Source organism: Dactylosporangium sp. CA-139066 (genome assembly GCF_050936175.1).
Classification (GTDB): domain Bacteria; phylum Actinomycetota; class Actinomycetes; order Mycobacteriales; family Micromonosporaceae; genus Dactylosporangium.
The window spans coordinates 3,081,455-3,105,612 of the sequence record NZ_JBNJNH010000001.1; the positions used below are offsets into that span (position 1 = coordinate 3,081,455).

The 24,158-nt window shown below is 73.2% G+C and carries 8 protein-coding genes and 1 pseudogene; 5 read left to right on the top strand and 4 right to left on the bottom strand.

Annotated features, from left to right (window positions below; all coding sequences use genetic code 11):
* Positions 1 to 71: 71 nt before the first annotated feature.
* Complete coding sequence (locus ACQEVU_RS14155) at positions 72 to 590, bottom strand: chemotaxis protein CheX (RefSeq protein ID WP_433323471.1); 519 nt, start codon at positions 588 to 590, stop codon at positions 72 to 74.
* A gap of 97 nt (positions 591 to 687) precedes the next feature.
* Between ACQEVU_RS14155 and ACQEVU_RS14160 the strand changes: the two genes are divergently transcribed.
* From ACQEVU_RS14160 to ACQEVU_RS14170, 3 genes are all read left to right on the top strand, one after another.
* On the top strand, positions 688 to 1,326 hold the full coding sequence (locus ACQEVU_RS14160; protein WP_433323473.1) for a class I SAM-dependent methyltransferase: 639 nt from the start codon (positions 688 to 690) through the stop codon (positions 1,324 to 1,326).
* A gap of 9 nt (positions 1,327 to 1,335) precedes the next feature.
* Complete coding sequence (locus ACQEVU_RS14165) at positions 1,336 to 4,137, top strand: hypothetical protein (protein ID WP_433323475.1); 2,802 nt, start codon at positions 1,336 to 1,338, stop codon at positions 4,135 to 4,137.
* A 129-nt stretch (positions 4,138 to 4,266) separates the two neighbouring features.
* Entirely contained in the window at positions 4,267 to 7,074 is a 2,808-nt protein-coding gene (locus ACQEVU_RS14170; RefSeq protein ID WP_433323477.1) for a hypothetical protein, read from the top strand.
* A gap of 61 nt (positions 7,075 to 7,135) precedes the next feature.
* On the opposite strand, the gene ACQEVU_RS14175 is transcribed toward ACQEVU_RS14170, so the two are convergent.
* Positions 7,136 to 7,654, bottom strand: a complete 519-nt coding sequence (locus ACQEVU_RS14175) for an N-acetyltransferase family protein (RefSeq protein ID WP_433323479.1) — start codon at positions 7,652 to 7,654, stop codon at positions 7,136 to 7,138.
* Positions 7,655 to 7,860: 206 nt separating this feature from the next.
* Here ACQEVU_RS14175 and ACQEVU_RS14180 point away from each other — a divergent pair.
* Positions 7,861 to 9,149: pseudogene (locus ACQEVU_RS14180) on the top strand (IS701 family transposase).
* Between the two features lie 292 nt (positions 9,150 to 9,441).
* Here ACQEVU_RS14180 and ACQEVU_RS14185 read toward each other — a convergent pair.
* Positions 9,442 to 9,867, bottom strand: a complete 426-nt coding sequence (locus ACQEVU_RS14185) for a hypothetical protein (protein ID WP_433323481.1) — start codon at positions 9,865 to 9,867, stop codon at positions 9,442 to 9,444.
* 641 nt (positions 9,868 to 10,508) lie between these two features.
* Here ACQEVU_RS14185 and ACQEVU_RS14190 point away from each other — a divergent pair.
* The gene (locus ACQEVU_RS14190) at positions 10,509 to 20,978 is read left to right on the top strand and encodes a LamG-like jellyroll fold domain-containing protein (RefSeq protein WP_433323483.1); all 10,470 of its coding nucleotides are present in this window, start codon (positions 10,509 to 10,511) and stop codon (positions 20,976 to 20,978) included.
* A gap of 69 nt (positions 20,979 to 21,047) precedes the next feature.
* Here ACQEVU_RS14190 and ACQEVU_RS14195 read toward each other — a convergent pair whose 3' ends face one another.
* Complete coding sequence (locus ACQEVU_RS14195) at positions 21,048 to 24,065, bottom strand: discoidin domain-containing protein (protein WP_433323485.1); 3,018 nt, start codon at positions 24,063 to 24,065, stop codon at positions 21,048 to 21,050.
* Between the last annotated feature and the right edge of the window lie 93 nt (positions 24,066 to 24,158).

The window sequence follows — 24,158 nt, forward strand, 5'->3', positions numbered from 1 at the left end:
CCCCATGAGCGTCCCCGGTTGCGGAAAAGTGACGCGCGCCTCGGGTGCCGTCGCCGTCTCGTCCTGACCGCTCAGGTTCTGATCGCCGGCTCCGGCCAACCGGAGCCGGCGCCGTCGACCTCCATGACGGTCAGCAGGACCGGCCACCGGTCGAACCCGGTGCGCAGTTCGCAGGCCGGGCTCGCGCCGGGCCACAGCACGTCGGCCTCGCCGAGCACGACCTGCGGCAGCGCCACGACGGCGGGCTGCGGCAGCAGGCTCTTGACGTTGCCGGCGACGATGTTGAGCAGCTCCCCGGCGGCGTCGACGATGTCGTCGAGGCGCACGTCTTCGTTTCGCGGGCCGTTGGCCGGCAGCTCGAGCATCGCGGCGGCCATCGCGGCCATCCCGTCGATCCGGCAGCGCAGGATGACGTGCCCGTGCCAGGCCCCGGCGATCGCCACCGCGCCGGTGACGTCGAACGGCGCCACGTACTCGGCCGCGGGCCGCTCCGCCGGTGCGGTACCACCCAGGTACGCCGTCCAGACCTGCCAGACGATGCCCTGCAGGGCATCGGCGGTGACGGCGCCGCCGTCGAGCTCAGCCCGCATCGGTCGGCCCCCTTCGCAACGTCCGGCACACCCGGTAATCGCCCCATCGGCCGGGCCGCGCAATGGTTGAGACTTCGCCCCGCGCTACCTTGATCACATGGGCGACGAGAATGCCTGGCTGCGCCGCCGGGCCGAGGACCCGGAGCACCTGCCGCGTTACGTGCAGCGCTTCCGCGACCTGGCCGCGAGCGGCGCCGACCTGGCCGGCGAGGCGCGGCTCATCGACGCGATGGTCCCGCGCGCGGCCCGCATCCTGGACGCCGGCAGCGGCACCGGCCGCGTCGGGGCGTTCCTGCACGCCGCCGGGCATGAGGTCGTCGGCGTCGACCTGGACCCCGACCTGGTCGCCGTCGCCGAGCACGACCACCCCGGCCCGACCTGGCTGACCGGCGACCTGGCCCACCTGGACCTGCCGGCGGCGGGCGTCAAGGCCGACTTCGACGTCGTCTTCTGCGCCGGCAACGTCATGACCTTCGTCGCCCCGTCCACCCGCGTCGAGGTGCTGCGCCGGCTGGCCGCCCACACGGCCGAGCACGGTCGCGTCGTCGTCGGCTTCGGCGCCGGGCGCGGCTACGAGTTCGACGAGTTCCTGGCCGACGCCGCCACCGCCGGCCTGCGCCCGGACGTGCTGCTCAGCACCTGGGACCTGCGCCCGTTCGCGCCGTCGTCGGACTTCCTGGTCGCCGTCCTGGTTTCGAACATCGCGGGGGCTTCCGGCGCAGAGGATCTCCGCTAGGGTCGTGGCGTGCTGGGGCTCGTCTTCGGCGCGCTGCGGGCCCGGTGGGTGCAGGCACTCGTCATGGTGGCCCTCGCCGCGCTGACCGTGGTCGCGGCCGGGGTCGCGGACAGGGCCGCCGACACGGCCGGGCGGGAGGCCGCCCGGGCGCGGATCGACCAGGCCACCGTCGCCGAGCGGACGCTGCGGGCGCGCGGCATCGTCGCCGCGGGGGACCGGCCCGAGGACGCGCTGCGACGCGTCGACTCCCTCCTCGGGATGCCCGTCGAGGGCAAGGCCGGCGGCATGCGGCTGGCCGGCAGCCTGCTGGACGCCGGCGGCGGGCACCGGCAGCTCGCCGAGCTGCGCTTCGCCGAGGGCCTCTGCGGCAACCTCCAGCTGCACGCCGGGCGCTGCCCCGGCGCCGACGGCGAGGTCGTGCTCGGCGAGGACCTCGCCCGGCTGCTCGGCGCGAAGGTCGGCGACCGGCTGGAGCACGAGTCCGGGCTCACCGCCAACGCCGTCAAGCTGACCCTCGTCGGCATCTACGCGCCGGCCGACCCGGGCGGCTGGTTCTGGGCCGGGCAGGACGGCGCCGCCGCCTACACCACCGCGGCGACCGTCGGCTCCGCCAAGGCCACCACCACCGTGACCCTCGACGCGCTGCTGCGCCCCGAGGCGTTCGACGACGCCGGCGGGCTGCGCACCGGCCTCGACCGGCTGACCGGCGCCCGGTTCGACGTCACCTCCGGCGCCATCGGCCTGGCCGACGCCGTCGCCGCCGACCGGCGGGCCGTGCACCGCGGGATCGGCCTGGCCGAGGTGCAGATCCTGCTGTTCGGCGGCCTCGCTATCGCCGTCGCCGCCGCCTACGCCGCCCAGGAGCGCCGCGGCGACGCCGCCCGCATGGCCGTGCACGGCGTGCCGCGCTGGCGCATCCGGGCCGCGACGGCCGGGCAGAGCCTGCTGCCGCTGGCCGCCGGCGCGGTGTGGGCGCCCCGGCTGTTCGCCGCCGGCGCCGTCATCGTCGCCGCCGCCGACTGGAGCGCGACCCGCGGCGGCATCGGCGAGCTGATGCGCGACGTGCGGCCCCGCCGGCCGCTCGCCGCGGCCACCGCCGAGGTGTGCGCGCTCGGCCTCGGCGCCGCCGCGCTCTTCCAGATCATCGCCGCGCCCGCCGCCGACGTGCGCCGCGACACCGGCTTCGGCCTCGCCCAGGTCGCGCCGCTGCTCGTCGCCGCCGCGCTCGGCGTGCTCGGCACCCGCGCGCTGCTGGCCTCCGCCGGCCTCTACGGGCGCACCGCCCTCGCGCACGGGCGGCTCACCGGGGCCCTCGCCGGGCTGACGCTGGGGCGGCGCCGCACGGCGTACCGCATCATCCCCGTCCTCGCCGCGGCCACCTGCGTCGTCGGCCTCGCCGCCCAGGACTACGCCGGCGGCGCCGACGCCCGCGCCGGCCGGGCCGCGGTCGAGCTCGGCGCCGATCGGGTCCTGCGGGTCGCGCCGGTCAACCGCGAGCGGCTGCTCGCCGCCGTCCGCGCCGCCGACCCGGGCGGCCGGGAGGCGATGGCCGTCGTCGTCACCGGGCCGGCGGGCGGCCCGGTGGTCATCGCCGCCGACAGCGCCCGGCTGCGGGCCGTCGCCGGCGTCGACGGCGCCGCCCTGCACCCGGCCGCGCCCGACCCGCTCACGTTCACCGGCACCGGCCTGCGCCTGCAGGCGGCCGGCGACGGGAGCCGGGTGCGGCTGCTGCTCGCCGTCGCCGGCACCGGCGAGCAGGTCGTCGCCGAGTTCGGGCCGATGAGCGCCGCCCCGGCCGCCTACGACGCCGTCGTACCAGCCTGCGAGCGCGGCTGCCGCGTCGAGGCCCTCGAGACCGCCGGCACCGACCGCAACCCGGTCGAGCTGCGCGAGCTCACCGCCGGCGGCACCGTCGTCGTGCCCGGCGCGGTGTTCGCCGACCCGGCCCGCTGGCGCACCACGATCGGCCAGGCCTCCGCCGGCATCCAGGTCGGCCAGGGCGACGGCCGGCTGCGCCTCACCGACGTGCGCCCCAGCGTCGACCGGCCAATCGACGACCGCCTCTACGCCGTCGACACCCCGGTGCCGCTGCCGGCCCTCGCCGCCGGGGGAGCGGCGGGCAACGACCGCCACGACCAGCCCGCGGCGAGCGTGTTCGGGGTGGCGGTACCGCTGGATCCCCGCCCGGCCGCCCTCGTACCGCGCGGCGGGGGCACCGGCCTGATGGTCGACCTCGAGTACGCGGCCCGCATCGCCGCCGCGGCCGTCGGCGTGATCCCCGCCGCCGAGCGCCCCGAGGTGTGGCTGGCCCCCGGCGCGAGCGACGCCGTCGTCGACCGGCTCCGCGCGGCCGGCCTCGACATCACCGTCGGCGACAGCGTGGCCGCGGCCCGGGACCGCTCCGCGCGGCTCGCCCCGGCCACCACGCTGCTCGGCGACCTCGCCGCCGGCGGGGTCGTGCTGCTGCTGGCCGCGGTGGCCGCGTTCGTCGTCGCCGCCGTCGACCGCCGCGACCGCGACGCCGAGCTCGCGGCGCTGCGCCGGCAGGGCATCGCCCGCGCCACCGTGCGGCGGGTCGAGCGGCGCGCGGCCCTCGCGCCCGTGCTCGTCGCGGTCGTCATCGGGCTGGCCGCCGCCGTGCTGCTGCGGCTGCTCGTCCCGCCGCCGGTCCGCCCGTTCGCCGACCGGTGGCCGGTCCCCGAGCCGCCGGTGCAGCCCCTCGCGCTGCTCGTCGCCGGCGCCGCCGCGCTGCTGGTCTTCGGGGCCGTCGCCATCGCGCGGCCGGCCCGGGGCGAAGGGCGGCGGCGATGACCGCGCTGCTGGTGGCTTTCGGGGTCGTCGTGGTCGCGTGGCCGGTCCGGGGCGAGGGGCGGCGGCGATGACTGCGCTGCTGGTGGTTTTCGTGGTCGCGTGGCCGGCTCGGGGCGAGGGGCGGCAGCGATGACCGCGCTGGTGCTGGCGATGCTTCGCTCCCGGTGGCTGCGGGCGCTCACCGTCGCCGTGCTCACCGCCCTGGCGACCGTGGCCGCCGTGGCCGCGCCCGTGTACCTCGACCGCACCGACCGGCGCATCGTCGACACCGAGGTCGCGCGGGCCGACGCCAGCGAGCGCAACATCGTGGTGAGCGGCACCGTCGAGGCCGGCGGCGACCGGACCATCCCGCCCACCTTCGAGCGGCTCGCGTCCGGCCGGCTCGACGCGCCCGGCTACGCCACCGTGTTCAGCTCGCAGTTCGCCGCCCAACCGGCCGAGCTCGAGGTCGCCTCGGCGGAGCAGCTGGCCCGGGTGTCGTACCGCGAGGGCCTCTGCGACCACGTCGTGGTCGTTGCCGGCCGCTGCCTCATGGGCACCGGCGACGCTGTCCTCGGCATCAGCGCCGCCCGCCAGCTCGGCCTGCACCCCGGCGACGCCGTGTCCCTGGCCGGCTCCCTCTACGACTCCACCTCCAAGCACTACCTGCGGGCCGGCCCGGGCGCGCCGCTCACCGTCGTCGGCATCGTGCGCGCCCGCGACGGCACCGAGCCCTACTGGGGCAGCGGCGGCGCGCTCACCGACGCCTCCGGGCCGACGTTCTCGGTCGACCGGCGGACCCTGGCCACGTTCATCCGCCCGGCGGACCTGCAGCAGTACGACTCCTACCCGCGGCCGGGCGCGATCAGCGTCGCCAACCTCGGCCGGCTGCGCGCCTGGCTCGACGAGTCCGAGCAGCGCAGCAGCGGCGCCGCGAAGCTCAGCACCGACCTCGACGGCCTGCTCGACCGCATCGACGAGCGCCGTGCCGAGGTGCGCCGCACCGTGCCGTTCGCCGTCGCGCCCGTGCTCGTCCTCGCCTGGGCCGTCATCGTCCTGGCCGTCTCCGCCGCCACCCGCGCCCGCCGGTTCGAGCACGGCGTCATCGCGCTGCGCGGCGTCGCCCGGCCCGGCCGGTGGTGGTTGGCGACCGGCGAGACACTGATCCCGATGGTGCTCGGCGCCCTCGCCGGCTTCAGCGCCGCCGGCGGCTGGCAGACACCCGGCGCCCCGGCCTACGCCGCCGTCGCGGTCGTCGGCGCCGTCCTCGCCGGCGTCGCCGTCGGCATCGGCACCGTCTCCGCGCCCGTGTCCGCGCTGCTGCGCCGCGTCGACGCCCGGGCCGGCCGGTGGGGCCCGCGCATCGCCGTCTTCGCCGCCGTGGCCGCGGCCGCCGCCACGTTCCAGGTCCGCGGCTCCGGCGGCGGCGTCGCCGCCCTCGCCCCCGCACTCGTCCTGCTCGCTGCGGGCCTCCTCGCCGCGGTCGCCGGCCCGCCGCTGGCCGCCCGGCTCGGCGCCGCCGCCCTGCGCCGCGGCCGGCTCACCGCCGGCCTCGCCGGCCTCGGCCTCGCCCGCCGCCCGTCCGCCGCCCGGCTCCTCGCGGTGCTCGTCGTCGCGCTGTCGTCGCTCGGCTTCGCCGCCGCCGCCACCGCCACCGAGCAGCGCCGCCAGCAGGCACAGGCCGAGGCCGAGGCCGGCGCCCCGGTCGTGCTGTCCGTCAGCGCCAACAGCCGCCGCCAGCTGCTCGACGCCGTGCGCGCCGCGGACCCGGACGGCCGTTACGCCATGGCCGTGGTACCGCTGAAAGATGCCCTGGCCGTGGACTCCGCCCGGCTGGCGTCGGTGCCCCTGTGGCCCGCCGGCGCGAACCCGGCCGCGCTGCGCCCCCTGCTGCACCCCGACCCGGCCGGCGCCGCGCCCACGGTCACCGGCACCACGCTGAGCCTCGACATCACCGTCACCCGCATCGACCGCGCCGACGACGCCCTCTCCGTCGCCGTCGCCCCGCTCGACGGCCGCCCCACCGCCACCGCCGAGCTCGGCGCCCTCGCCCCCGGCCGCAAGACGTACTCGGCGACCGTCCCGTGCGCCACCGGCTGCCGCATCGTGCAGATCGCGGTGCGCCTGGCCGCGTTCGGCACCGAGCCCGTCGAGCTGACCGTCCACAGTGCACCGTCCACCGCGTGGCAGCCACCACCGGGCGGCACGGTCACCGCTTCCGGTGCCGACGTGTCGTTCACGCTGCCGCCCGGCACCGGCTCCGCGGCCGGGATCCTGCGCCCCGACGACGGTCCCGCGGTGCTGCCGGTCGTCAGCATCGGCCCGCTGCCCCCCGACGGCCAGTTCATCGGCTTCGACCGCGAACATCCCGCGGCCGCCAAGGTCGTCGCCACCGTCCCACGGCTGCCGCGGCTCGGGACGCGGGGCTCCCTCGTCGACCTCGAGTACGCCGACCGCCTCGCCATCGACAGCGCCGCGCGCGACGCGGAGGTGTGGCTGAGCGCCGCCGCGCCGCCGTCGATCGCCGAGGCCCTCGCCGCCGCCGGCCTGACCGTCGACGCGCGGCGCACCCTCGCCGACGCCCGGGCCGAGCTTGCGGGGGAGGGGGCGGCGCTCGGGCTGCGGTTCTATCTCGTCGCCGGGATCCTGGCCGTGGTGCTGGCCGGGGCGGCGCTGCTCAGCGGTACCGTCGAGGCCTCGACGGCGGACCTGTCGAACCTGCGCACGCAGGGCCTCGCCGCCCGCCGGGCCGCTTCCGTGGAGCCGGTCGGCGCGGTGCTGCTCGTCGCCGCGGCCGGCCTTGCGGCGGTGCCGTCCGCGGCGGCCGCGTGGGCCGCCGCCGCTCCGCCACAGCTGCGTGGTCTGCCGCCCGCGGGACCGCCCACGCTGGCCCTCGGTGCCGCGGTGGCCGCGCTCGCCGTCGTCGCGGTGCTCACGTCGTTCCGCCGCCGCGCCTAGTACGGCAGCCCAGGATCGTTATGTAGATGGCCGACGATGAAGTGGATGGAGTGGTTGCCGGTCAGTCGACTGACCGTCGGTATCGCACGATGGTCCGCAGGACACCGCGTGTTTTGTCCTGCTTGACCGCCTTGTCCGCCTGCCAGCCGTTGGCTTCGTAGAAGCGTCGAGCCCGGTGATTTGTCTCCAGTACCCACAGGGTCGCCTGTCGGTAGCCTGCCTCGCCCAGCGTGTTGACGGACTCTGTCAGGAGCAGCGTGCCGACGCCCGTGCCCCAGACGGCCGGCAGAAGATAGATGGCTGTAATCTCGCCGACCGTGAGCGGATCGGCGTCTTGGTCTCGGGTCGGGCACAGATCGGCGAACCCGACGAGGCCATCGCCGTTGTCGGCCACCAGCGTCGTGGAACGTGGCCGGTCCGCTTCGGCCAGGATCCGCTCCCATACCTCGCGCCGCTGGTCTATGTCCTGACTGTCCGGATGGCGCTGGGGCAACAGTCCTTGATACGCCGCCCGCGATGAGATCACGTGTACCACGGCAATCGCCAGCGCGTCGGTGACATCGGCACAACGAACCCGCATGACTGCCACTGTGACGGACCCGCCCCGCCGAGCCAACTGGTTAACCGGACCCGCCTGGACAGTGGCCAGTCTCCGCGATGAGTGCTGATTTGATGAGCTGGCCAGCGTGTCTGGGGATGTGGGGACGGCCGCCGCGTGATCATGGTCGGCTTGTGGAGACAACCGAAGATTTCGTGGCGGCCGCTGGCCAGAGCGTAGACACCTACATGTGGTTGGCTGAGTTTGACACCGGGTTCGCGATGATCGCCGGCCGGTTCGGTCGGGTCGAGCCGCGCCGTCAGGCGCGGGCGTTCGTGTTGTCCGATGTGGACACCCGGTCGTGTTGGCAGTTGGCGGAACAGGCTGGTGACGCGTCGCCGCATGCGATGCAGCGGCTGCTGGGCGAGGCGGTCTGGTGCGCCGACGGCGTCCGCGACGACGTGCGCGGGTATGTCGTCGACGCGCTGGGCGACCCGGACGGCGTGCTGATCCTGGACGACACCGGTGATCTTAAAAAGGTGATCTCACTGTCGGTACCCAGAGGCAGTACACCGGCACGGCGGGTCGGATTGAGAACGCGCAGGTGGCCGTCTACCTGGCCTATGCCACCGGTCGCGGGTCCACGCTGATCGACCGGGAGGTCTACCTGCCCAAGGCATGGACCGACAACCGTGCCCGCTGCGCGGCGGCCGGGGTGCCCGACGACGTGCACTTCGCAACGAAGGTCACCCTGGGGCGGCGGATGCTCACCCGCGCCCTCGACGCCGGGGTGCCGGCCGCGTGGGCCACGGCGGACGAGTTCTACGGCGGCGACCAGCACCTGCGCCGCGACCTGCAAACCCGCCAGGTCGGTTATGTCCTGGCGGTGGCCAAGAGTCACCGGGTCACCGCCCGAGCCGTCGACGGTCCGCTGCGTGCCGACCGGGGGGCCGACGCGCTGCCGAGCCGGGCGTGGAACCGGATCTCCGCCGGAGCGCGGTCGAAAGGCGAACGCGACTACGACTGGGCATGGATCGCGATCATCCCGCCAGCCGGTGAAGCCGGCGGGAGTCACAGCCTGCTCGTGCGCCGCCGGATCAGCGACGGCGAACTGGCCTTCCACTGCTGCTGGTCACCCCGGCCGGCCCCGCTACGCGTCCTGGTCCGGGTCGCCGGCACCCGCTGGAAGGTGGAAACGTGCTTCCAATCCGGCAAGACCATCGGCCTGGACGAGCCGCAGGTACGCCGCTGGGACTCCTGGTACCGGCACACCACCCTGGTCATGCTCGCCCACGCCATCCTCACCGTCATCGCCGCCCGCGAACGCGACCATCACACCGCCGACACCGCACAAACGCTGATTCCGTTGACATTCAACGAAATCCGGCGCCTCTACGCCCGGCTGATCACCAACACCGTCCACACCATCAACCACCGGCTGCATTGGTCAACTTGGCGACGCCGACACCAAGCCAGGGCAAAGACCAGCCACTACCGCCGCCGCGGACACACCGTCCATCAGCCCGCATCTACATAACGAACCCGGGCTGTCGTACTAGCCGGCCTTGGGGTCGTGACGGCCGCCCTGACCGTCGTTGCCTTGCTGACGGCGTTCCGCCTTGGTGCGGCGATGGCCGTCGTTGCCTTGCTGACGTCGTTCCGCCGCCGCGCCTGATTCTTGAGATCCGGGGGTGCGCCATTTGAAATGATCGCTGCCGTTTCGGGGCGGCGGATTGGGTCGGGCCTTGGGAGAATGTGTGCATGGGGCAGCTGCAATTGTTCACGGCCGGCGAACTGGCTGCCATGCGTGATCGGTCGCGGTCGCGGCATTATTCTCCCGTCAATGAGCAGTTTCGTCGGGAACATGCGCGGCATCGAGACTGGGGGTTGGCCAGGCGGCACGCGCAGCGGCTGCGCCGGGTGCATGCCGGCACGCCGCCGGTGACCGGGCCCGACGACGACCGGGCGGCTTCGTCGCCGTCGCCGTCGCCTGGGGTGCTGCCCGAGGTGCCGCCGTCGCCGTTGCCCGGGACGCCGCTCAAGGTGCTGCCGCTCAACGTGTCGCCGTCGCCCGGGACGCCGCTCGACGTGTCGCTATCACCGTCGTCGTCATCTGGGGTGCCGCTCAACGCGCTGCCGCTCGACGTGTCGCCGCCGTCTGAGGTGTTGCCGTCGCCGGAGCGGCCGGTCGAACCATCGCTGGTCCCCGTAGTTCGGCGCCGTTTGGAGCCGCCGACCGTCGGTGATTTGCGCATGCCGGCACGTTGTGGAAATCGCTTGAGATATTGCGCTCAGAACTGGCCGGTCGCCCTTGTGGCGGGCAAATTATGTCAATTTTCGGGGATGCTACAAGAATGCGACCGGAAAGGCGGTGGCACGGGGATTGAACGCCGAGGAGGGTGTATCCGCTGCGCCTCCCCGCCTGAAGTCGCCGTCGCCCCCCGCCCCACCGCGCCCCCGCCCCACCACGCCGCCGCGTCGTCGCCCGACCGTGGCACCGTGCCACCGTGCCACCGTGCCACCGCGTCGCCGCCCGACCGTGGCACCGTGGCACCGTGCCACCGTGCCGCCGCGTCGTCGCCCGACCGTGGCACCGTGCCACCGCGCCACCGCGCCACCGCGTCGTCGCCCGATCGTGCCACCGTGCCGCCGCGCCACCCACCGTGCCATCGCGCCACCCACCGTGCCGCCGCGCCGTCCGGCTGCGCTGCCGCGCATGAAGCTGCCATCGACCCGCGGCGGCGTCGTGTGGGGTTGCGGCAGTGGTGGGGACATCCCACGTCCCATGTCGTCGGTAACTGTCCGGGTTCGGCGAGTTTTGATCCAGTCTCCAGGAATCCTCAAGAAGCGGGACATTCAATAGCTTCAACGTAGGACGTCCACGAGGCTACGTGCCGTGGAGCTTCCGGTGCGGGGCCGCTGGCGCACGCGCGTCAAGCGTTGGATCGTGCTCGGCACGGTCATGGCAATGGTGCTCATGGTGGGCGGCGTCGATGAGCCGCGGCGGGCGGGGAGCGGGTTTCCGCTCGGCGGCCTGCACGGGTTCCTCGACGACTGGCGCACGAACGCGCTGCCGGTCGTCGGCGGGCTGCCGGTCCAGGCGCGGGGCGGCGATCCGGGGCCGTCGCACGTGTCGGCCGAGGACACGAGCGCGCATCGCGGCGCTGGTGGGGCGCCGGGGCACGGCGCTGGGGCGCTGCCGGAGTACGTCGATCCGGCGGCGAACGTCAAGCGGGGCGCCGGTGGCACCACCCCGACCGTTGCCGACGACGCGAGCTTCGATCCGCAGCGCAGCCGGCGGCTGGCCGAGGCGGCGTCGGCGAACTCCGACGTCTACGCCAACCCCGACGGCTCGTTCACCCGCAAGGTGTTCCAGCAGCCGGTGAACTACCGGGCGGGCGGCGGCTGGGCGCCGATCGACACCACCCTCGCCCGCGGCGGCGACGGGCGCTACGGGCAGCGGGCCAACGGGCTGAGCACGAAACTGGCCCCGGCCGCGGGCGATCCGAGCCTCGTCGAGCTCACCGTCGACGGCGGGCACGGCCTCTCCTACGCGCTGTCCGGCGCCGCGAACGTGACGGCGGAGGTCGACGGCGACACCGCCGTCTACCCGGGCGTGCTGCCCGGCGTCGACCTGCGCTTCGAGGCCCGCGCCACCGGGATCAAGGAGTCGCTGGTCCTGCACTCCGCGGACGCGCCGGCGTCGTACACGTTCCCGCTGAGGCTGCGGGGGCTCAGCCCGCGGCTGGAGGCCGACGGATCCGTTGCGCTCACCGACGACGGCGGCGCGGTGCGGGCGGTGATCCCGGCCGGCTACATGACGGACTCGAAGTTCGACAACCGGTCCGGGGCGTTCGCCCGCTCCGACGGCGTGCGCTACGAGCTCGTCGACGGGCCGGCGCTGCGCGTCAGCGTCGACCAGGCGTGGCTGCGCGACCCCGAGCGCGTCTTCCCGGTCACCGTCGACCCGACCGTCGCGCTGGACGGGTCGGGGGACACGTACGCGTACAGCACCCAGAGCGGCGATCACAGCGGCGACAACGAGCTGCTGGCCGGCACCTGGAACGGCTCGGCGAAGGCGTACTCGTTCATCCACTTCGACACGTTCGCCGCCACGTTCGGCGGCGCCAAGATGTCGGCGGTCTCGCTGAAGATCTTCGACTCGTGGGCGGCGACCTGCACGCCGGAGCCGTTCTCCGTCAACCCGATCACGAAGGCGTGGACGAACGCCACCGTCACCGCCTACCCGGGGCCGTCGTTCGGCGCCTCGATCGGCTCGGTCACCGCCAACCCGGGCGCCGCGTGCAGCAACACCGGCGGCGACCGCAGCGTCGGCACCTGGATGACCGTGCCGCTGCAGACGGCGACGTTCCAGAGCTGGGCGCTCGGCGGCGCCAACTACGGCCTGGCGGTCACCGCGTCGCAGACCGACATCACGCAGTGGAAGCGGTTCACGTCGCTCAACGGCCCGGCGAACCTCGGGCCGTATCTGCAGGTGACCTACACCGCCGGCGTGTCGCCGCAGGTCGACCAGCAGTTCCCGCCGAGCGGCTACAGCGCGCCGACGCTCACCCCGGAGCTGCTCGTCGCCGCGCACGACCCGGACTCGTGGCCGAACCCGCTCACCTACGACTTCGCCGTCTACGACAAGGGTGGCGCGAAGGTCGCCGAGTCGGGCTGGATCTCCTCCCGCAGCTGGGTCGTCCCGGCCGGCATCCTCGCCTGGGGGCAGACCTACAACTGGACGGTGACGGCCAACGACGGCTACTCGACGAGCGTGTCGCAGACCGTCAACGCGCTGAGCACCCCGGTGCCGCAGCCGCTGGTCACCTCCGAGCTGGCCCAGAACGGCGGCCAGGGCTTCGAACCCAGCGTCGCCAACTACACCACCGACGCGACCGACGCCGCCGTGGAGACCGTCGGGCCCGCGCTGGAGGTCACCCGCTCGTACAACAGCCAGGACCCGCGCACCACGTCGGCGTTCGGCGCGGGCTGGTCCAGCATCGCCGACACGCGGGCGCAGGAGCAGTACGACAGCGGCGGCACCCTGCGCACCGTCATGGTCACCTACCCCGGCGGGCAGGACGTCGTGTTCGGCCGCAACCCCGACGGCAGCTTCGCCCCGCCGATGGGCCGCTTCGCCACCCTGACGGCCGTCGCCGGCGGCTATCGCCTCGTCGACAAGGACGGCACGGTCTACACGTTCCAGGCCGCGGGGCTCGCGTCGATCGCCGACGCGCAGGGCCGCACCGAGACGTTCGCCTACGACGCCGCGGGCCGGCTGTCCACGATGACGTCGGCGTCGGGCCGCGCCCTGCACCTGACGTGGACGGGCGCCCACGTCGCCACGGTGTACACCGACGGCGACGCCTCCGTGCAACAGACGTGGACCTACAGCTACACCGGCGACCTGCTCACGAAGGTCTGCCCGCCGACGTCGGCCACGGCGTGCACCACCTACACCTACGGGACCAGCTCGCAGTACCCGGCAACGGTCCTCAACGCCGGACCGCGCTCCTACTGGCGGCTGTCGGAGCCGTCGGGCGCCGCGGCGGCGAGCGCGGTCCTGGACAACTACGGCACCGATGTCGCCACGTACGTCAACGTGGGCCAGAGCGGCCAGGCCGGCCCGCTGCCCGGCTCGGCGGCGAAGGCGGCGACGTTCGACGGCACGAGCTCGGCGGTGCGCCTGCCGGCCCAGCTGGTCAGCACGGCCACGTACCTGACGGTCGGGCTGTGGTTCAAGGCCGACGCCGGCGACCAGGGCCCCCTGTTCACCTACCAGGCCGACCCGATCGACAACCCGACGACGAGCGGCAACTTCACGCCGGCGCTGTACATCGGCACCAGCGGCAAGCTGTACGGCCAGTTCTGGGACGGCGTCACCAACCCGATGTCCAGCGCCGGCTCCGTCGCCGACGGCAACTGGCACCACGTCGTGCTCTCCGGCGCCGGCAGCCGGCAGTGGCTGTACCTCGACGGCGTCCAGGTCGGCACGAAGAGCGGCCTGATCCAGACGATCAACAGCTTCAGCGCCGCCAACGAGTACCTCGGCGCCGGCTTCCTCGGCGGCAAGTGGCCCGACGAGCCGCACGCCAGCACGACCGCGAACACCGGCTACGCCTCGTACTTCAGGGGCGCGATCAGCGACGGCGTCTACTTCGACCGGTCGCTGACCGCCGCCGACATTTCGACGTTGTACCGCACCGCGACGTCGGCCGCCCACCCGCTCACGTCGATCGTCCGCCCGTCGGGCAACGCGTCGGCGAAGGTCGTCTACGACCCGCAGAGCGGCGCGGTCACGCAGGTCACCGACGCCAACGGCGGCGTGTGGAAGCTGAACCCGCCGAAGGTCTCCGGTTCCAGCAAGGTGTACGCCAGCAGCGTCCTCGGCGCGAACGCCGCCGACTACTGGCGCCTCGGCGAGACCGGCACCACGGACGCCATCAACGAGGTCAACGGCACCGTCGCCACCTACAGCGGCGTGACCCTCGGCGCCGGCGGCGGCCCGTTCACCGACGCGACGACCGCAAGCTTCGACGGCACGAAGTCGAACCTGCGCCTCGCGTCCGGGTACATGCCGGCCGCCGGCCCGGTGTCGGTGAGCCTGTGGTTCAAGACGACCACGACGAACCGCACGATCTTCGGCTACTCGGGCGACCCGATCACCAGCGCCTCGACGCCGTCGAACTTCACGCCCGCGCTGTACGTCGGCACCTCCGGCAAGCTGCTGGGCCAGATCTGGCACTCCGACAGCGGCATGTTCACCTCCACGAAGGCCGTCAACGACGGGCAGTGGCACCACGTGGTCCTCGCCGCCGGGACGGCGAGCCAGTCGATGTACCTCGACGGCGCGCTCGTCGGCACGAAGGCGGGCACGGTCGGCGTCACCGGCCAGAACAACGTCTACATCGGTGCCGGGTTCCTCGGCGGCAAGTGGCCGGACCAGAACCTCAACACGTCCGGCACCAACACCGCCTACCCGACGTACTTCAAGGGCCAGATCGCCGAGGTCGCCTTCTACCGCAGCCAGCTCACCGCGGCGCAGGTGACGGCGCAGTACACGGCCCGCGACGCGACCGCCGGCACCCCGGCCCGCACGGTCACGATCACCGACCCGACCGGCAGGACGATCACCCACGTCTACGACGTCGACTCCGGCCGGGAGCTGGCCGAGACCGACACGCTGGGCGGGCAGACGAAGTACGGCTACGACGCGGGCGGCTTCCTGCGCACCGTCACCGACCCCAACGGCAACGTCACCACCACCGAGCACGACGTGCGCGGCAACACGGTGTCGTCGACGACGTGCCAGGATCGCTCGGCGAACAAGTGCTCCACGGTGTACTACACCTACTACCCGGACGCGACGACGAAGGTCCTCACCCCGGACCCGCGCAACGACGTCATGCTGACGATGCGCGACGGCCGGTCGGCGTCGGCGGCCGACAACGCGTACCTCACCTCCTACGCCTACGACGCGGCCGGCAACCAGACCACGGTGACCGACCCGCTCGGCCGCGTCACGAGGACCGCCTACACCGACGGCACCACGGTCGCCGCCGCCGACGGCGGGTTCGCGCCGCCGGGCCTGCCGATGACGCTGACGACGCCGGGCGGGGCGGTGCAGAGCATCGTGTACTTCCGCAGCGGCGACGTGGCGAAGGTGACCGACCCGGCGGGCAAGCGGACCGAGTACACCTACGACGCCCTCGGCCGGGTGCTCACGAAGAAGGAGACGACCGACAGCTACCCGGGCGGGCTGACCACCTCGTACAGGTACGACAAGCTCGACCGCGTGGTGTGGCAGAGCGACCCGCCGACCACCAACCGGGTCACCGGCGCCGTGCACACCCAGGTGACGACGACCGCGTTCGACGACGACGGCCTGCCGGTCTCGATCGTGCTGTCCGACGCGACCGGCGGCGACGCCTCACGCAGCCAGACGACGACGTACAACGCGATCGGGCAGCCGGCGACCGTCACCGACGCCACCGGCAAGGTGACCCGCTACGAGTACGACGTCTACGGCAACCCGGTGAAGGAGTTCGACGCCGGCGGCGGCGAGGTCGACTCGGCGTTCGACTCCGAGGGCAACCTGCTGACCACGACGATCGCCGGGTTCACCGGCGACCCGAACAACCCGGCCCCGGCGGCCGACCTCGTCGTCGAGCGCCGCGCCTACGACCCGGCCGGGCGGCTGGCGTCGGAGACCGACGCGATGGGCTGGGTCACCTCGTACACGTACACCGACAACGGCCTGCCGGCCAGGCAGATCCGCAAGGACCCGGCGACCGGCGCGACGTTCGTGCTGCAGGACGACACCTACGACGCCGACGGCAACCTGGTGGCGAAGGTGACCGGCAACGGCACCGCCCGCACCACGTACGTCGTCGACGCCGCCGGGCGCCCGGCCACCTCCACGTTCGACCCGTCCGGGCTCAAGCGCGTCAGCACGTACACGTACTCCCGCGACGACCGGCTCATCGGCGAGACCCTCAGCGACCCGTCCGGCCTCGTCGCCTCGGTCGACACGATGTACGACCCGATGGGCCGGGTCACCGCGCAGACGACCCACAACACCGCGATGACCCCGGTCGCCCGCTACCGGCTCAACCAGAACGCGGCCGACTCCGCCGGCAACAACCCGGGCGCGGCGGCCGGCGTCACCTGGAGCACCGACCGGGGCGGCGCCGCCTCCTTCAACGGCGCCGGCGCGGCGATCGCGACCGCCGGGCCGGCGCTGGACACCGCGGCGAGCTTCACCGTCGCCGCGTGGGTCAACCTCGCCGACAACACGGCCGTGCGCAAGGCGGTGAGCGGCTCCGGCGCCCAGCAGGACGCGTTCGAGCTGCGCTACGACAACGACGTCAACCGCTGGCGGTTCGTGATGCGCGGCGCCGACGCGCCGGGCGCCGCCACCGCCGCCGTGTCCTCGAGCGCCGCGCCGGCGCTGAACACGTGGACGCACCTGACGGCCGTGTACGACGCGGGCAGCGGGGCGATGCGGCTGTACGTCAACGGCACCCTCCAGTCGAGCGGCACCACCGCGGCGGCGTTCTCGGCCGGCGGCCCGCTGCTCATCGGCACGGGCCTGGCCGACGGGGTCCGCGGCAACCCGTGGTCCGGCGGCATCAGCGATGTCCAGGTGTACTCCCGGGTGCTGAGCGCCGCCGAGATCTCCGCCGTCGTCGCCGGCACCGCGCCGGCCGCCGACGCCGGGGTGGTGCGCACCAGCTACCAGCTCGACCAGGACGGCCTGGCCCGCGCGATGACCGACCCCAACGGCAACGTCACCAACTACGACTACGACGAGAACGGCGCCCTGACCGTCACCACCGGGCCGGCCGTCATGGCCGAGCGCACCGGCGGCAGCCCGCTGCTGACCCGGCCGGTGACGATGGTCGGCTACGACACGTTCGGCGAGGCGGTCGAGGAGCGCGACCCCAACGGCAACACCGTCGTCACCGGCTACGACGGCGAGGGCCGCGAGATCTCCACGCGGCTGCCGGCCTACACGCCGCCGGGCGGCGGCGCGGCGATCACCCCGGTCACGTCCAGCACCTACGACGCCCTCGGGCAGCTCACCACGACCACCGACGCGCTGGGCCGGGTCACCCGTTACGCCTACGACCAGCTCGGCCGGCTCGCGTCGGTCACCGAGCCCAACGGCGGCGTGCGCACGTTCACCTACGACGCGGTCGGCGACGAGTTGTCCGAGACCGACCCGACCGGCGCCCGCTCGGCCACCACCTACGACTATCTCGGCCGCGTGGTGACCAAGACCGATGCGGTACGCCAGAACAACGCCGCCTACACCAGCACGTACACGTACGGCACCAACGGCCTGCTGGCGAGCGAGCGGACGCCGGCCGGCACGGTCGAGTCGACGACGTACAACGCCGCCGGCGAGCCGGTCACGAGCACCGACGCGGCCGGCGCGGTCACGTCCTACGCCTACGACGGCGCGGGCCGCCCGACCCGGACCACGCTCGCCGACGGCACCTACAGCGTCACCGGCTACGACCTGGCCGGCCGCGAGAACGCCGTCAGCGACTACGACGCCGCCGGCACCCTGCTGCGCCGGGCCACGAGCCGGTACGACGCGGCCGGCAACGTGATCGCCAGCACCGACCCCCGCGGCACCACGACGACGTTCGCCTACGACCCGACCGGCCTCGTCGTCTCCGAGGCGCAGCCGATCTCGTCCACCGACGCGATCACGACCACGTTCGGCTACGACGCCGGCGGCAACCGCACCCGCTTCACCGACGGGCGCGGCAACGCGTTCCTCACCACGTACAACCCGTGGAACCTGCCGGAGTCGACGATCGAGCCGGCCACGGCCGCGTATCCGAACCTCGGCGACCGGACGTACACCATCACCTACGACGCCAACGGCCAGCCGTCGAACCTGGCGATGCCGGGCGGGGTGAGCGTGGCGATGCAGTACGACACCGTCGGCAACCTCGTCCAGCAGACCGGGGCCGGGGCGGAGGCGGCCACCGCCGAGCGCAGCTTCGGCTACGACCTCGCCGGCCGGCTCACCAGCGCCACCGCCGCCGACGGCACGAACACGTTCACGTACGACGACCGGGACCTGCTGCTGTCGGCGTCGGGCCCGTCGGGCGGCTCGAGCTTCACCTACACCGCCGACGGGCTCATGGCGTCGCGGACCGACGCCGCCGGCACCACCACCTACGGCTACGACACCGCCGACCGCCTGTCCAGCGTCACCAACGCCTCGGCCGGGCTGGCGGCGACGCTGGCGTACAACAACCTGTCGCAGGTGAAGAGCATCGTGTACGGCACCGGCGCCGACACCCGCTCGTTCGGCTACGACACGCTGCACCGGCTCGTCACCGACGAGCTCAAGACGCCCGGCGGCGCCTCCGTCGGCAAGATCACCTATGGCTACGACGCCAACGACAACGAGACGTCGAAGGCGACCGCCGGCTTCGCCGGTGCGGCGAGCAACACCTACACCTACGACCTCGCCGACCGGCTCACGTCGTGGAACAACGGCACCGTCACGACCGGCTACGCCTACGACAAGTCCGGCAACCGCACCCAGTCCGGCCCCCGGACGTTCAGCTACGACCAGCGCAACCAGCTCACCGGCGGCAGCGACGGCACCATGTACCAGTACACCGCCCGCGGCACCCTGAGGTCGACGATCGTGCCCGCCGACGGCGCCCTCGCCACCGTCTCCGACGCGTTCGGGCAGGCGCTCAGCCAGGACGCCCCCGGCGGCGTCCACGAGACCTACACCTACGACGCGCTCGGCCGCGCCCTGCGGCCCGGGTTCTCCTACAGCGGCACCGACAACGACCTCGCGGCCGACGCGACCGGCACCTACGTCCGCGACCCGGACGGCGACCTGGCCGCCGAGACCTCCGGCACCGTCAAACGCATCGCCTGGACCGACCAGCACGACGACGTCGTCGGCCAGTTCCTGCCGGCCGGCACCACCCTGGCCGGCTCCACCACCTACGACCCGCTCGGCAAGGTCACGACGGCGGCCGGCATGATCGGCCAGCTCGGCTACCAGTCGGAGTGGACCGACGGCCTCACCAACCGCGTCAACATGCAGGCCCGCTGGTACAACACCGACACCGGCCAGTTCGACAGCCGCGACAGCGCCGACGTCGACCCGGTCCCGGACTCGGTCGCCGCCAACCGCTTCGCCTACGCCGACGCCAACCCGCTCACCGAGACCGACCCGTCCGGCCAGTGGGGCATCGGCAGCATCTTCAAGAAGGTCAAGAAGGCGGTCAAGCACGTCACCCACGCCGTCGTGCACGCGGTGAAGAAGGTCGTGCACAAGGTGGTGCACGCGGTGAAGAAGGCCGTCAAGAAGGTCGTGCACGCGGTGCGCAAGGTCGTGCACCGGGTCGTCAAGGCGGTCAAGCACGTCTACCACCGGGTCAAGAAGTACGTCACCCGCAAGATCAGACAGGTCCGCCATTACGTGGCGCGGAAGGTCGCGCAGGTCAAACGCAAGGTCCGGCAGGTGTACCACCGCGTGAAACAGGCGGGCCGGGCGGTCGTGCACCGGGTCCAGCGGGTCACCAAGACCGTGGCCACGCACGTGCGGGACGCCTACCACGCCACCGAGAAGTTCGTGAAGGACCACAAGAACGCGATCATCGAGATCGCCGCCATCGGGGTCGGCATCGTCGGCGCCCTGGCGTGCACCGCGGCCACGGCCGGCGCGGGCGCGGTCGCCTGCATGGTCGGCGCCGCCGCGGTCATCAACGTGGCCAAGGACGCCGCCGAGGGCAACATCCACGACGTCGGCGACCTGGCCCGCTCGGCCGGCACCGGCGCCCTGTCCGGCCTCGCCGGCGGCGTCGGCGGCGCGGTCGGCGGCCGGCTGGCCACCGGCGTGATGAGCAAGGTCGGGCCGTTCGCGGCGACGTTCGCCGGGCGCACCCTGTCCGGGGCGCTCAGCGGCGGCACCGGCGACGCGGTCAGCCAGTTCCTGCTCACCGGCCACGTCAACGTCAAGGGCGTCGTCACCGGCGCCGGGATCGGCGCGGTCTTCGGCGGCTTCAGCGGCGGCGCCCGGCGCAGCCCGGAGCCGGAGGGTTCCCCGAAGCGCGGCGCCTCCGGCTGCCGGCACAGCTTCGCCCTCGGCACCCGGGTGCTCATGGCCGACGGCACCACCCGCGCCATCGAGGACGTGCGGGTCGGCGACACCGTCCTGGCCACCGACCCGGCCACCGGCCGCAGCACGATCCGCACGGTGCAGCTGCTGCACCGCAATCACGACCGCGACCTGACCGACGTCACCGTCGACGACGGCGGCCGCATCTCGGTCATCCACACGACCAGCCACCACCCGTTCTGGGACGCCACGGCGGGCGGCTGGGCCGAGGCCTCGCTGCTGCGGGCCGGCGAGTCGAAGCTGACCGGCCCCGACGGGCGCACCCTGCTCGTCACCGGCGTGCGCTCATTCGAGGGCGCGCAGGACATGGACGACCTCACCGTCGAGGGCGTGCACACCTACTACGTCGTCGCCGCCGGCGCGCCCGTGCTCGTCCACAACTGCGGCGAGGGCGAGGGCAACGGCGACGGCGACGGGCCTTCCGTGGCGCCGAAGAAGAGGAAGACCGCGGCGTCGGAGGGGGAGGAGCGGCAGGAGAACCACCGCACCGACTTCAAGAACGCGGCCGAGCTCGACAAGGCCCGCAGCGACGCCGTCGCCAACGTCGCCACCGTCGGCAAGGCCGTCTCCGGCATCATCCACGGCGCCCCGGCCGCCGGGGCGATGGCCGGCGACCCGGTCGGCTCCCTCGCGATGGTCGTCGCCGCCCTCGGCGTCGGCGCCCGCAACGCCTGGCGCCGCTTCCGCAACCGATGAGTGCTCCCCGCAGACGCCCGGCCGCCGCACGCTGACGGCGGCCGGGCTTGCCCTCGAGGTGGTGAGCGGTCAGTGCAGCGGGACGGTGACCGTCGTCGCGACGGTCTCCGTGCCCGTCAGCGGCAGGTTCCGCGACGAGTCGCCGACCAGGATCTGGTAGCTGCCCGCCGAGGCGATCCACGTCTGCGACGCGTCGTCCCAGTGTGCGAACGCCCGCATCGGCAGCGTGAACGTCACCGTTCCCGACGCGCCCGGGTTCAGCGTGATGCGCTGGAAGCCCTGCAGCTGGTGCGGCGGCTCGCCGTTGGCCGCCGGGTGGCCGACGTAGAGCTGGGCCACCTCGGTGCCGGCCCGGGAGCCGGTGTTCGTCACCGTTGCCGTCACCGTCGCCTGGTTGCCCGAGATGGCGTTGACGTGCAGGTTGCTGAAGCCGAAGGTGGTGTACGACAGGCCGAAGCCGAACGGGAACAGCGGGGCGACGTTGTGCGCGTCGTACCAGCGGTAGCCGATCTGCATGCCCTCGGAGTACTGCACCTGGCCGTTCACGCCCGGCCACTGGGCCGCGGTGGACGTCGGCATGTTGGAAAGCGCCGTCGGGAAGCTGATCGGCAGGTGCCCCGACGGGTTGGCGTCGCCGAACAGCAGCGCGGCGATCGCCTTGCCCCAGCCCTGCCCGTCGTAGAAGCCCTCGAACACGCCCGCCACCTGGTTCAGCCACGGCATGAGGATGGCGGCGTTGTTGTTGAGCACCACGACCGTGCGCGGGTTCGCCGCGGCCACCGCGGCGATGAGCGCGTCCTGGTTGTTCGGCAGGTTGAGGCTGGTGTTGTCGCCCTCCTCGTGGCCGTAGTTGTCGCTGGCGAACACGACCGCCACGGTCGAGTTGCGGGCGAGGGTCGCCGCCGCGTTCTGGTCGGTGCCCTCGTTGTACGTCACCGTCACGCCCGTGCCGGCGACCCGGTTCTGGATGCCGGTGATCGGCCAGGTCGTGCCGGAGCTGGTGACCGTGCCGCTGCCGCCGCCGATCGTCTGCGTGCCGGCGCCGGCGTCGACGCCGATGACGGCGATCGACGAGCCGCTCGCCGTGCTCAGCGGCAGCACGCCGTTGTTCTTCAGCAGCACCGTGCCCTCGGTGGCGCCCTGGACGGCGACCTGCTGATGGGCGTACGAGGTGACGGTCGCCGTCGACGAGCCGCTCGGCGCCTTGTTGAACATGCCGAAGTCGAACATCTTCGTCAGCACCCGGGTCACCATGGTGTCCAGGGTGGCCTGGCTGACCTGGCCGTTCTGGACCGCCTGGGCGAGGAAGTCGGCGTAGAAGTACCCGCCGGGCATCTCCATCGTCATGCCGGCGTTGGCCGACTCGACCGTCGAGTGGGCGCCGCCCCAGTCGGAGCCGACGAAGCCGGTGAAGCCCGCCTGCTGGTACAGCGGGATGTTCAGCAGCTGCGGGTTCTGGCACGCGGGGACGTTGTTGACGTTGCTGTACCCGCACATCACCGACGCCGCGTTGCCCTGCGTGATCGCCGTCTGGAACGCCGGCAGGTAGATCTCCTGCAGGGTGCGCCGGTCGACGATGATGGTGCCGGCCGGCTGCTCGATGTTGTATGCGGCGGCGTGCTTCACCTGGGCCATCACGCCCTGGCTCTGGATGCCCTGCACGTCGCCCGCGGCCATCTGCCCGGCTAGGTACGGGTCCTCGCCGTACGTCTCGAACGAGCGGCCCCACCGCGGGTCGCGGATCATGTTGATCGTCGGGCCGAGGGCCACGTTGACGCCCTTGGCCGCGAACTCGGCGCCGATCGTCTGCCCGTAGAGCTTCGCGTAGGCGCTGTCGAACGTCGCCGCGGTCGTGACGCCGTCGGGCATCTGGGTGACCCCGCCGAGGCCGTCACCGACGCCGGACGGGCCGTCCTGGAAGTTGATCGTCGGGATGCACAGCGACGGGATGCCGACGACCTCCCCGATGTACGTCTTCGTGGGGTTGGTCCCGTGCAGGATCATCGTCTTCTGCGTCAGGCTCATCTGCCCCAGCAGCTGCGACACCTTCGAGGCCGTCGACGCCGAGGAGTTCACCCACGGGCAGTTGCCCGGCGCGGGCTGCGTCGGCGTGGGGGTGGGCGTGGCGACGACGCCGCCGACGGTGTACACCCCGAACTCCCACAGCGAGTAGCCGTACCCGGTCGCCCTCGCCGTGCCGTACATCCGCACGTAGCGGGCGCTGCCGCTCACCGGGATCGTCTGGGTGCCGCCGGTGCCGGTCGTGGTGGAGTACACCGTCGTCCAGGCGCTGGCGTTGGCCGAGAGCTGGATCTGGAAGGCGGTGGCGTACGCGGCCTCCCACTGCAGCTTCACCTGGCACACCGGCAGGCTGGCGCCGAGGTCGACCTGGATCCACTGCGGGTCGCTGAACAGGCTCGACCACCGGCTGCCGGTGTTGTCGTCGATGGCGGCCGCGGCGCTGCTGCCGTCGTTCTCGGCCGACGAGGCGGTCGCGGTGCCGTAGAGCGCGGCGTTCGTCGTGCCGCAGCTGCCCGGTGACGTATTCGGGGTGGTCGGCGGCGCGCTCGTCGGCGTGGTTCCCCCGCTGCCGTACACCTGGAACTCCCACAGCGAATAGCCGTACGCGGTGGTGCGGGCGGTGCCGTACATGCGCACGTACCGCCCGGTGCCGGACACGTTGAGCGTCTGCGTGCCGCCCGCGCCGGTCGTCGTCGAGTAGATCGACGTCCAGCTGGCGGCGTCGTTGGACGTCTGGATCTGGAACGCCTTGCCGGCCGCGGTCTCCCACTGCAGGACGACCTGGCTGATCGTGGCCGGCGCCCCGAGGTCGACCTGGATCCACTGCGGGTCGCTGAACGCGCTGGACCAGCGGGTGCCGGCGTTGCCGTCGACGGCCGCCGTGGCCGGGAAGGCAGCGTTCTCGGAGGAGGAGGCGGTGGCGGGCCTGCCTTGGGAGAGCAGGGTGGTCGCGGCGCTGGCGGGCAGCACGACCAGGGCGGTCCAGGCCACCAGCACCAGGCTGGCGGCGGCGAGCAGGAGCGTTTTTCGGGCGCGCAGGCGCGCCGGTAGGGCAACTACCGTCATGGCGGCTTACCTCGGCTCTGGGGTGTGATCGTGAGGCGGCGGGTGTGAGATGATCACGGAGAGAGCGCTCTCTCGGGAGCATCGCCCTCAACG